The sequence below is a fragment of the Burkholderia sp. Se-20373 genome, from assembly GCF_017104705.1.
In the GTDB taxonomy this organism is placed as follows: Bacteria; Pseudomonadota; Gammaproteobacteria; order Burkholderiales; family Burkholderiaceae; genus Burkholderia.
The window spans coordinates 21,838-32,557 of sequence record NZ_JAAGPH010000092.1 but is presented as its reverse complement, the minus strand read 5'-3'; the positions used below and the strand labels follow the sequence as shown (position 1 = coordinate 32,557).

The following is a 10,720-nucleotide window of genomic DNA, read 5'->3' as shown; positions in this document are numbered from 1 at the left end:
GCGAGCGTTCATCCGGCGAACCGGCTTCAGTGGGTTTGGGCGGAAGTGAAGTGGCCATCTTTCGGGGGCGCCCTCGTCGACGAGGGGACAGTGCATCGAAACCGCCCTCATGATACAGGCGCGCCCAAGTTGACACGTGCCCAGCGCTTCGAATGTCGAATAACGCTGCCGTTTGGCCATACGTCAGCCCGTCGCGCTGCATGCGCTGTAGCACCGATAGCTTGAACCGGGCGTCGTACTGAGCGACTTTCCTTTTCAGCCCGGCCACGCCGTGCTCCCGATAGCTCGCCACCCAGCGCCGGATGACCGTGCGTCCAACCCCGTGACGAGTTGCAAGCATGCGTGTGCTCGCCTCTCCTCCCAGATATTCCTGAACTACCTGCAGTCGAAACCGCTCGTCGTACTTCGTCATGAAAAACACCCCAGAGGCTGGATCAGTGTCCAACTTCTGGGGTGCAGTTCAGCACCGGGCTTTTTCATGGGTCCAAGACCTTGCGGGTCCGCGTTACTCGAGCGCGCCCGAGCCGAAGATCTCGGTATTCACGCGTTCCGGCGCGACACCCAGCGCGACGAGCGCGTCACGCTGCGCCTTCATGAACCCGATCGGGCCGCAGATGTAGTAGTCGGCGTCGGGCACGAGCGCGTATTGCTGCACGCGTTCCGGCGTGAGGCGCCCTTCCAGGTCGTGGTCGATGCCGGCGAGATCGTTCGGGCCGACCAGCTCGTACACCACCGTGCGCTTGATGTTCGCATGGTCGCGCACCGTATCGTTCAGCCAGTCGCGGAATGCGTGCACCGCGCCCGAGCGGCAGGCATGGACGAACCGCACTTCGCGCCGGCTGCCCTCGGCGATCAGCGTAGACGCCATCGACATCATCGGCGTGATGCCGACGCCGCCGGAGATCAGCACCACCGGCGTCTCGACGCCACGCTTCAGCGAGAATTCGCCCATCGGCGCGGTCACCTCGACGATCGCCCCTTCCTCCACGCCGTCGTGCATCAGCGTCGATACCTTGCCGGCCGGAATGACTTCCGGCTTGCCGGCTTCACGCTTCACCGAGATGCGCAGCCACTTGCCGTGCGGCGCATCGGACAGGCTGTACTGGCGCGGTTGATCGACGCCGAGGTCGCCGACGAAGCGCTTCACCGTGATGTACTGGCCGGGCTCGAACATCGGCGCCGCGCCGCCGTCGGCCGGCGTCAGGTAGAACGACGTGATCTCGTCGCTCTCGCGCACCTTGCGCTCGACCTTGAACGGACGGAACCCGCTCCACGCGGCGCCCGCGTAAAGGTCGGCCTCGACGCCGATCAGGATCTGCGCAAGCTGGCCGTACGCGACGCGCCACGCCTCAAGCGTCTCGGCATCGACCGCGTCGCCCAGCACTTCGACGATCGACGCGAGCAGGTTCTCGCCGACGATCGGGTAATGCTCCGGGCGGATGTTCAGGCTCGCGTGCTTGTGCGCGATCTTGGTCACGGCGCCGCCCAGCGCGCCGAGGTTGTCGATGTTCGCCGCATACGCGTAGACGGCCTTCGCGAGCGTTTCCGGCTGGCTGCCCGTCTTCTGGTGCGTCTGGTTGAACAGGTTCTTCAGTTCCGGATGGCGCGCGAACATGCGCTGGTAGAAGTGCTTCGTGATCGTCGCGCCATGCACGGCGAGGACAGGGGCAGTGGCCTTCACGCGAGCCATCTGGTCAGCGGTGATGTGGGTCATGTTCGTTCTCCGTTAAACATGCACACACAATACATCTTTAAAAATCGATGCTCCTCGGGCAAATTGTCGCAGTGCGTCAAGGGGCAAACCGTCAGCGGACGCGGCCGCGCTCCCACAGCACGTCCGATCCGCCGTCGGTGCGGTTCAGCACGCGCGCCAGCACGAACAGCAGGTCCGACAGCCGGTTCACGTAGCGCCGCGGCGCATCGTTGAGCGTCTCGGTGCGCCCGAGCGCGACGATCGAGCGCTCCGCGCGGCGGCAGACAGTTCGGCACACGTGCGCGAGCGACGCCGCGCGCGAGCCGGCCGGCAGGATGAATTCCTTCAGCGGCGGCAGCGTCGCGTTGTAGTCGGCGAGCCAGCGGTCGAGACGGGCGAGATGCGTGTCGTCGAGCACGGTATGGCCGGGAATGCACAGTTCGCCGCCGAGATCGAACAGGTCGTGCTGGATCGTCACGAGCGCCGTGCGGATCTCGTCCGGCAGCGTTTCGGCGAGCAGCACGCCGAGGTTCGAGTTCAGTTCGTCGACGTCGCCGATCGCGGCGATCCGCGTGTCGTCCTTGCCGATGCGCCGGCCGTCGCCGAGCCCGGTGGTGCCATCGTCGCCCGTGCGCGTGGCGATCTTGCTCAAGCGGTTGCCCATGCGAATGTCCTCTCGTGCGTGGCCGCGACGCGGCCCGGTTGCGTTCGAACGCGATTATCGCAGCCCGCGGAGGCGGGCGCAGCGGGCGTTACAGCGTAGAATGGGCCGAAACCCCGCAGCACGGGAGCCGGGCCGGCGCCAACGCGCTCACCCGGATCGACAAGGAGACGTACGTGAATCACCCTGCCCAGCCGGCCGCCACGCGCCGCCCCCTTCCCCCTGCCATGCTCGATGCGCTGCGCGCCGCCTTCGGCGAGCGCGTGTCGACCGCTGATGCCGTCCGCGCCCACCACGGCCGCGACGAATCGCCGTTCGACCCGCAACTGCCCGACGCCGTCGTGTTCGCGCACAGCGCGGACGACGTGCGCGAAGTCGTGTCGCTGTGTTCGCTGTACAGCGTCCCGCTGATCCCGTACGGCGCCGGCTCGTCGCTCGAAGGCCATTTGCTCGCGGTGCGCGGCGGCGTCTCGCTCGACCTGTCGGAAATGAACCGCGTGCTGTCGATCAACGCCGAAGACCTGACCGTGACGGTCGAGCCGGGCATCACGCGCAAGGCGCTCAACGAAGCACTGCGCGACACCGGCCTGTTCTTCCCGATCGACCCGGGCGCCGACGCGAGCATCGGCGGGATGACCGCAACGCGCGCGTCGGGCACCAACGCCGTGCGCTACGGCACGATGCGCGAGAACGTGCTCGGCCTGACCGCCGTGCTCGCCGACGGCCGCGTGGTGAAAACCGGCTCGCGCGCCCGCAAGTCGTCGGCCGGCTACGACCTCACGCGCCTGTTCGTCGGCTCCGAAGGCACGCTCGGCGTGATCACCGAGATCACGCTGCGCCTGCATCCGCTGCCCGAAGCCGTATCCGCCGCGATCTGCACGTTCCCGTCGATGGGCGACGCGGTGCGCACCGTGATCGAGACGATCCAGATCGGCGTGCCGATCGCGCGCGTCGAATTCGTCGATGCGCTCGCCGTGCGCTCGATCAACCGCCATTCGAACCTGACGCTCACCGAAGCGCCGACGCTGTTCTTCGAATTCCACGGCACCGAGGCCGGCGTGAAGGAGCAGGCCGAACTCGTGCAGGCGCTCGCCGGCCAGAACAACGGCCAGGGCTTCGAATGGGCGACCCGCCCCGAGGACCGCAGCCGGCTCTGGGCCGCCCGCCACAACGCGTATTTCGCGATGCTGCAGTTGAAACCCGGCTGCCGCGCGGTGACGACCGACGTGTGCGTGCCGATCTCGCAGCTCGCCGCGTGCGTCGAGGAAACCGAAGTCGACCTGCGCGCGTCGTCGCTGCCCTGCCCGATCGTCGGCCACGTCGGCGACGGCAATTTTCACGTCGCGATCCTGATCGACCCCGACAAGCCGGAAGAAATCGCCGAGGCCGAACACATCAACGACCGGATCGTCGAGCGCGCGTTGCGCCTCGGCGGCACCTGCACGGGCGAGCACGGCGTCGGGCTGCACAAGATGCGCTTCCTGCCGAAGGAGCACGGCGACAACGCGATCGACACGATGCGGGCGATCAAGCTCGCGCTCGATCCGCGCAACCTGATGAATCCGGGCAAGATTTTCACGTGCTGACACGGTGGCGCGATGCCGCGCCGCCTGCTGCTGGAGACCCCATGAACGCTCCCGTCGAACTGTCGAGCGCGGCACGCGCGCAGCGCCAGCGTGAAGTCGTGCAGGCGCTGATGGCCGTGCTGCCGACGCACTGCCTGCTGTACCGCGACGAAGACACGGCGCCGTACGAATGCGACGGCCTGTCCGCGTACCGCCGCCTGCCGCTCGCGGTCGCGCTGCCCGAAACGGAATCGCAGGTGCAGCGGATCGTGCAGATCTGCCGCCGCATGGAAGTGCCGATCGTGCCGCGCGGCGCGGGCACGAGCCTGTCGGGCGGCGCGCTGCCGATCGCGCTCGGCGTCGTGCTGTCGCTGGCGCGCTTCACGCGCATCGTCGAAGTCGATCCCTACGCGCGCACGGCGACCGTGCAGCCCGGCGTGCGCAACCTCGCGATCTCGGAAGCCGCCGCGCCGTACGGCCTGTATTACGCGCCCGATCCGTCGTCGCAGATCGCGTGCACGATCGGCGGCAACGTCGCGGAGAATTCCGGTGGGGTCCACTGCCTGAAATACGGGCTGACCGTGCACAACGTGATGCGCGTGCGCGCGGTGACGATCGACGGCGAGATCGTCGAGTTCGGCTCGCTCGCGCTCGACATGCCGGGCCTCGACCTGCTCGCCGTGATGATCGGCAGCGAAGGGATGTTCGCGATCGTCACCGAGGTCACGGTGAAGCTGATCCCGAAGCCGCAAACGGCCCAGCTCGTGATGGCGAGCTTCGACGACGTCGTCAAGGGCGGCGAGGCCGTCGCGGCGATCATCGCGTCGGGGATCATCCCGGCCGGGCTCGAAATGATGGACAAGCCGGCCACGCAGGCCGTCGAGTCCTTCACGCATGCCGGCTACGACCTCGACGCGAAGGCGATCCTGCTGTGCGAATCGGACGGCACGCCGGAAGAAGTCGCCGAAGAGATCGTGCGGATGACGGCCGTGCTGCGCGAGCATGGCGCGACGCGCATCCAGGTGTCGCGCAACGAGAGCGAGCGGCTGCGCTACTGGTCGGGCCGCAAGAACGCGTTCCCGGCCGCCGGCCGTATTTCACCCGACTATTACTGCATGGACGGCACCGTGCCGCGCCGCGCGATCGGCCCGCTGCTCGCGCGCATCGAGCAGCTCGAAACGCGCTACGGGCTGCGCTGCATCAACGTGTTCCATGCGGGCGACGGCAACATGCATCCGCTGATCCTGTACAACGCGAACGATCCGGACGAACTGCACCGCGCCGAGCAGTTCGGTGCGGAAATCCTCGAATGCTGCGTGGAATTCGGCGGCAGCGTGACGGGCGAGCACGGCGTCGGCATCGAGAAGCTCAATTCGATGTGCGTACAGTTCTCGCCGCAGGAGCGCGATGCGTTCTTCGCGGTCAAGCGCGCGTTCGATCCGGCGGGGCTGCTCAACCCGGACAAGGGCATCCCGACCCGCGCGCGCTGCGCCGAGTACGGTCGCCAGCACGTGCGCGGCGGGCTGCTGCCGCACCCCGACCTGCCGCGCTTCTGAGCCCCACCCTCGGTACGCGGCCCGTGCCGGCGGGCGGGTCGCGGCGGCGGGACGCGCCCGCGCGGCCCGCTCGCGCGACGGCACAAGCTTGCGGCCTGCAATACGGGGCTTAGGGATAGTCGCGATGTGGATTCGCGCCACCCCGGTACAATCGACCGAACAACAAGTCGAGGCAGCAACAGAACATGGAAGAGGACGACATCGTCGCCGGATGGGCCGAGCGTGTCCGCGCCGCCAGTGCCGACGGCCGGCCGCTGCGGATTCGCGGCGGCGGCACCAAGGACTGGTACGGCCAGGCGCTCGAGGGCGAAATACTCGACACGCGCGCGTTTCAGGGCGTGGTGTCGTACGACCCGGCCGAACTCGTCGTCACGGTCCGCGCGGGCACGCCGCTCGCGCAGCTCGAAACCGTCCTCGCCGAGTGCGGCCAGATGCTGCCGTTCGAGCCGCCGCACTTCGGCCGCTCGGCCACCGTCGGCGGCTGCGTCGCGGCCGGCCTGGCGGGCCCACGGCGCGCCACCTGCGGCGCGGCGCGCGATTTCGTGCTCGGCGTCACGCTGATGAACGGCCGCGGCGAAATGCTGCGTTTCGGCGGTCAGGTCGTGAAGAACGTGGCCGGCTACGACGTGTCGCGGCTGATGGCCGGCGCGCTCGGCACGCTCGGGCTGATGCTCGACCTGTCGATCAAGGTGCTGCCGATGCCCGTCGCCGAAGTCACGCTGAAGTTCGAGATGACCGCGACCGACGCGGTGCGCAAGCTCAACGAATGGGGCGGCCATCCGCTGCCCGTCAGCGCGAGCGGCTGGCGCAACGGCACGCTCGTGCTGCGCCTGTCGGGCGCCGAAGCGGCCGTGAAATCCGCGAAGACGCTGCTCGGCGGCGAAGTCGTCGATGCGGTCGAGGCCGAGCGCTTCTGGGCCGGCCTGCGCGAGCATACCGACCCGTTCTTCAACGGCATCCCGCCCGGCTACGCGCTGTGGCGCCTCGCGCTGCCGTCGATCACCGAACCGATGCACCTGCCCGGTACCCAGCTGATGGAATGGGGGGGCGCGCAGCGCTGGTGGATCACCGACGCCGATGCGCAGACCGTGCGGATGAGCGCGAAGCAGGCCGGCGGCCACGCGACGCTGTTCCGCGCGGGCGACGCGTACGACCGCAGCGCGGGCGTGTTCACGCCGCTCCCCGCCCCGATGATGAAAATCCACCGCGGGCTGAAGGCCGCGTTCGATCCCGCGCGCATCTTCAACCGCGGCCGGCTCTACCCGGATCTCTGAGCGATGCAAACGAACCTCGCCGATTTCATCCGCAATACGCCCGACGGCGACGAAGCCGACGCGATATTGCGCAAGTGCGTGCATTGCGGGTTCTGCACCGCGACCTGCCCGACCTACCAGTTGCTCGGCGACGAACTCGACGGCCCGCGAGGCCGGATCTACCTGATCAAGCAGATGGTCGAAGGCGCGCCCGTCACGCGCAGCACGCAGCAGCACCTCGACCGCTGCCTCACGTGCCGCAGTTGCGAGACGACCTGCCCGTCCGGCGTCCAGTACGGCCGGCTCGTCGAGATCGGCCGCAAGCACGTCGAGGCGCAGGTGCAGCGCCCGGCGCAGCAGCGTGTCGTGCGCCGCCTGCTCGCGAGCCTGGTGCCGAACGAGGCGCTGTTCTCGCCGGTGATGCGGCTCGGCCAGCACGTGCGGCCGCTGCTGCCGAAGCGGCTGCGCGACAAGGTGCCGCCGCGCACACGGCTGCTCGAATGGCCGCACCTCACGCATACGCGCAAGATGCTGATGCTCGGCGGCTGCGTACAGCCGTCGATGCTGCCGAACATCAACATCGCGACCGCGCGCGTGCTGGACGCGCTCGGCATCGAGACGGTCGTCTCGCCCGACGCGGGCTGCTGCGGCGCGATCCGGCTGCACCTGAACTATCACGACGAAGCGCTCGACGACGCGCGCCGCAACATCGACGCGTGGTGGCCCCATGTCGAACAGGGTGTCGAGGCGATCGTGATGAACGCGTCGGGCTGCGGCGCGACGGTGCTCGAATACGCGCACCTGCTGCGCGACGACCCGGCCTACGCGGAGAAGGCGCAGCGCATCGTGTCGCTCACGCGCGACATCTCCGACGTACTGCTCGCGTTCGAGGCCGAGCTCGCGACGCTCGCGCGGCGCCGCGCGATCCATACGGTCGCGTACCACCCGCCGTGCACGCTGCAGCACGGCCAGCAGTCGCGCGGCAAGGTCGAACGCCTGCTCGAGACGCTCGGCATCGACGTGCGGCTGCCGGCCGACAGCCATCTGTGCTGCGGGTCGGCCGGCACCTATTCGCTGACGCAGCCGTCGCTGTCGTACCGGTTGCGCAAGCAGAAGCTGCTGAAGCTGCAGGCGCTCGAACCGCAGATGATCGTCTCCGGCAACATCGGCTGCATCGCGCACCTGCAGAGCGGCACGCAGATTCCGGTCACGCACTGGATCCAGCTCGTCGAGCATCTGCTGTACGGCTAGCGCGTGCCCATGCGAATGTCGGTTGGACGCTGGGCCTCGCGCACGGCGTCCGTATAATGGGCGCATCCGCACCATGCCCGCTTTCGTGCCTGCTTTCGTGCCCGTCATGTCCGATCTCGCCGCCCGTCTCGCCTCCGTTCATCGCCGCATCGCCGACGCCGCCCGCGCGGCCGGCCGCGATCCCGCCACCGTGTCGCTGCTCGCCGTTTCCAAGACGTTTCCCGCCGACGACGTGCGCGCCGCGCATGCGGCCGGGCAGCGTGCGTTCGGCGAAAACTACGTGCAGGAATCGATCGACAAGATCGACGCGCTCGCCGACCTGCGTGCGGATCTCGAATGGCATTTCATCGGGCCGCTGCAATCGAACAAGACGCGTCCGGTGGCCGAACGCTTCGACTGGGTCCATTCGGTCGACCGGCTGAAGATCGCGCAGCGCCTGTCGGAACAGCGCCCCGCGCACCTGCCGCCGCTCAACGTGTGCGTGCAGGTGAACATCAGCGGCGAGGCGTCGAAGAGCGGCGTTGCGCCGGCCGACGTGGCCGAGGTTGCGCGCGCGGTCGCCGCGCTGCCGTCGCTGCGGCTGCGGGGGCTGATGGCGATTCCGGAACCGGCCGGCGACACCGACGCGCAACGCGCGCCGCATCGTGCGCTGCGCGTGCTGTTCGACACGTTACGCGCCGACGGCCTGCCGCTCGACACGTTGTCGATGGGCATGTCCGCCGATCTCGACGCGGCCGTGCTCGAAGGCGCGACGATCGTGCGCGTCGGCACCGCGATCTTCGGCGCGCGCGATTACTCGCACTGAACGCCACGCCCATTTACGCCTTTCCGTTCACTCACTCGCTCAATCCGACATCATGAAAATCGCATTCATCGGCGGCGGCAACATGGCCGCGGCCCTGATCGGCGGCCTGATCAAGCGCGGCGTCGCCGCTGACGGCCTGTATGCCATCGACGTCAACGAAGAGGTGCGCGCGCGCGCCGCCCAGCAGTTCGGCGTGCGCACCGGCGCGGCCATCGACGCGACGCTCGCCGACTACGACGCGGTCGTGCTCGCGGTGAAGCCGCAGGTACTGAAGGACGTCGCGCAGGCGCTCGCGCCGCACCTGAAGACACAACTCGTGATCAGCATCGCGGCCGGCATCCGCGGCAGCGATCTCGCGCGCTGGCTCGGTGACTACGCACGCATCGTGCGCACGATGCCGAACACGCCCGCGCTCGTCGGCATGGGCGTGACCGGCCTCGCCGCACTGCCGGGCGTCGACGCGGCGGGCCGCGAACTCGCGTCGAACGTGCTGGGTGCAGTCGGTGAAATCGTCTGGTTCGATGACGAGTCGAAGCTCGACGCCGTCACCGCGATCTCGGGCAGCGGCCCCGCGTACGTGTTCTATTTCATCGAAGCGCTGCAGGAAGCCGCGCGCCAGCTCGGCATGAACGACGAACAGGGCCGTGCGCTCGCGGTCGCGACGTTCACGGGCGCCGCGCAACTCGCCGCGCAATCGGGCGAGCCGGCGAGCGTGCTGCGCGAGCGCGTGACGTCGAAGGGCGGCACGACGGCCGCCGCGCTCGCGTCGTTCGACGCGCAAGGCGTGAAGGATGCGATCGTGCGCGGTGCACTCGCGGCCGAAGCGCGCGCGAAGGAAATGGGCGACGAGCTCGGCCGCGCGTAAGCGCGCCGGCGGTGCCGGCCCGGCGCTCGCTGTATGCGTTGGGTGCCCCGCCCCGTCATGCTGATGCGCACGTACAACAAAAAAGCGGCCCAGGCCGCTTTTTTGTTGTTACCGCGTTTAGCCGCGCATACCGCCTGCGGCGAGATCGCGACATTCAGCTCCCCGCCAGCAGGTAATGCACGGCGATCCCGGCGAACAGCACGCCGCCGAGCCAGTTGTTGTGCCGGAACGCCGCGAAGCACGGCATCCGCTCGCGGTCCTTGATCAGCGTGTAGTGATACAGCGCGCAGCCGACCGCCGCCGCCCAGCCGGCCCAGTATGCGAGGCCGAAGCCGAGCGTCACGCCGATCCACACGTAGATGCCGAGCGTCACCGCGTAGCACAGCATCACGGCCGCGACGTCGAAGCGGCCGAACGTCAGCGCGGACGTGCGGATGCCGATCTTGATGTCGTCGTCGCGATCGACCATCGCGTATTCGGTGTCGTACGCGACCGACCAGAAAATGTTCGCGACCAGCATCACCCACGCGATCGTCGGCACCGTGTCCTGCACGGCCGCGAACGCCATCGGGATGCCGAAGCCGAACGCGATGCCCAGATAGGCCTGCGGAATCGCGAAGAAGCGCTTCATGAACGGATACGAGCCCGCGACGAACAGCGCGACGACGGACAGCTGCTTCGTCAGCGTGTTGAGCGGCAGGATCAGCAGGAACGAGATGAAGGCGAGCCCGACCGCGATCGCGATGGCTTCCCATGCACGGATCTTGCCCGACGTCAGGGGCCGGTCGGCCGTGCGCTTCACGTGGCGGTCGAAGTCGCGGTCGGCGTAATCGTTCATCGCGCAGCCGGCCGAGCGCATCAGCAGCGTGCCGAGCGAGAAGATCACGAGCAGCGGCCAGCGCGGATGGCCGTCGGACGCGATCCACAGCGCGTTGAGCGTCGGCCACAGCAGCAGCAGGCTGCCGATCGGCTTGTCCATCCGGACGAGCCGCAGATACAGGGGAAAGCGGGCAAGCATGGCGAAGCACCGGGAAGATAACCCCGGCATTTTAGAGCCGAGCGGTGCTTCGC

At 68.4% G+C, this 10,720-nt stretch carries 10 protein-coding genes; 6 read left to right on the top strand and 4 right to left on the bottom strand.

Features of this window, described 5'->3' with window-relative positions:
• The 3 genes from G3N96_RS25770 to G3N96_RS25760 form a co-directional block, all read right to left on the bottom strand.
• Positions 1-412: helix-turn-helix domain-containing protein (locus G3N96_RS25770; RefSeq protein WP_206138924.1), on the bottom strand; the 412-nt coding region annotated here is incomplete at its 3' end.
• Between the two features lie 93 nt (positions 413-505).
• Positions 506-1,714, bottom strand: a complete 1,209-nt coding sequence (hmpA, locus tag G3N96_RS25765; protein ID WP_206138923.1) for an NO-inducible flavohemoprotein — start codon at positions 1,712-1,714, stop codon at positions 506-508.
• A 91-nt stretch (positions 1,715-1,805) separates the two neighbouring features.
• Positions 1,806-2,357, bottom strand: coding sequence for a cob(I)yrinic acid a,c-diamide adenosyltransferase (locus G3N96_RS25760; protein WP_039361370.1), 552 nt, complete (start codon positions 2,355-2,357; stop codon positions 1,806-1,808).
• 173 nt (positions 2,358-2,530) lie between these two features.
• Between G3N96_RS25760 and G3N96_RS25755 the strand changes: the two genes are divergently transcribed.
• From G3N96_RS25755 to proC, 6 genes are all read left to right on the top strand, one after another.
• Complete coding sequence (locus G3N96_RS25755) at positions 2,531-3,940, top strand: FAD-linked oxidase C-terminal domain-containing protein (RefSeq protein ID WP_089444963.1); 1,410 nt, start codon at positions 2,531-2,533, stop codon at positions 3,938-3,940.
• A gap of 41 nt (positions 3,941-3,981) precedes the next feature.
• Positions 3,982-5,475 (top strand): FAD-linked oxidase C-terminal domain-containing protein, encoded by a 1,494-nt coding sequence (locus G3N96_RS25750; RefSeq protein WP_069247182.1) that lies wholly within the window; start codon positions 3,982-3,984, stop codon positions 5,473-5,475.
• Positions 5,476-5,660: 185 nt separating this feature from the next.
• On the top strand, positions 5,661-6,749 hold the full coding sequence (gene glcE, locus G3N96_RS25745; protein WP_206138922.1) for a glycolate oxidase subunit GlcE: 1,089 nt from the start codon (positions 5,661-5,663) through the stop codon (positions 6,747-6,749).
• A 3-nt stretch (positions 6,750-6,752) separates the two neighbouring features.
• Positions 6,753-7,979 carry a glycolate oxidase subunit GlcF gene (gene glcF, locus G3N96_RS25740; RefSeq protein ID WP_206138921.1) on the top strand — a complete coding sequence of 409 codons (1,227 nt, stop codon included), beginning with the start codon at positions 6,753-6,755 and terminating at the stop codon, positions 7,977-7,979.
• Positions 7,980-8,085: 106 nt separating this feature from the next.
• Positions 8,086-8,784: a YggS family pyridoxal phosphate-dependent enzyme gene (locus G3N96_RS25735; RefSeq protein WP_206138920.1), complete on the top strand. Its 699-nt coding sequence runs from the start codon at positions 8,086-8,088 to the stop codon at positions 8,782-8,784.
• A 52-nt stretch (positions 8,785-8,836) separates the two neighbouring features.
• Positions 8,837-9,649, top strand: coding sequence for a pyrroline-5-carboxylate reductase (gene proC / locus G3N96_RS25730; protein WP_206138919.1), 813 nt, complete (start codon positions 8,837-8,839; stop codon positions 9,647-9,649).
• Between the two features lie 154 nt (positions 9,650-9,803).
• Here proC and ubiA read toward each other — a convergent pair whose 3' ends face one another.
• Positions 9,804-10,667 carry a 4-hydroxybenzoate octaprenyltransferase gene (gene ubiA, locus G3N96_RS25725; protein ID WP_089424539.1) on the bottom strand — a complete coding sequence of 288 codons (864 nt, stop codon included), beginning with the start codon at positions 10,665-10,667 and terminating at the stop codon, positions 9,804-9,806.
• Positions 10,668-10,720: the final 53 nt, after the last annotated feature.

Coding starts and splice junctions, on each gene's coding strand:
- hmpA (WP_206138923.1), bottom strand. CDS start 1,714: ATGACCCACATCACCGCTGACCAGATGGCTCGCGTGAAGGCCACTGCC.
- G3N96_RS25760 (WP_039361370.1), bottom strand. CDS start 2,357: ATGGGCAACCGCTTGAGCAAGATCGCCACGCGCACGGGCGACGATGGC.
- G3N96_RS25750 (WP_069247182.1), top strand. CDS start 3,982: ATGAACGCTCCCGTCGAACTGTCGAGCGCGGCACGCGCGCAGCGCCAG.
- glcE (WP_206138922.1), top strand. CDS start 5,661: ATGGAAGAGGACGACATCGTCGCCGGATGGGCCGAGCGTGTCCGCGCC.
- glcF (WP_206138921.1), top strand. CDS start 6,753: ATGCAAACGAACCTCGCCGATTTCATCCGCAATACGCCCGACGGCGAC.
- G3N96_RS25735 (WP_206138920.1), top strand. CDS start 8,086: ATGTCCGATCTCGCCGCCCGTCTCGCCTCCGTTCATCGCCGCATCGCC.
- proC (WP_206138919.1), top strand. CDS start 8,837: ATGAAAATCGCATTCATCGGCGGCGGCAACATGGCCGCGGCCCTGATC.
- ubiA (WP_089424539.1), bottom strand. CDS start 10,667: ATGCTTGCCCGCTTTCCCCTGTATCTGCGGCTCGTCCGGATGGACAAG.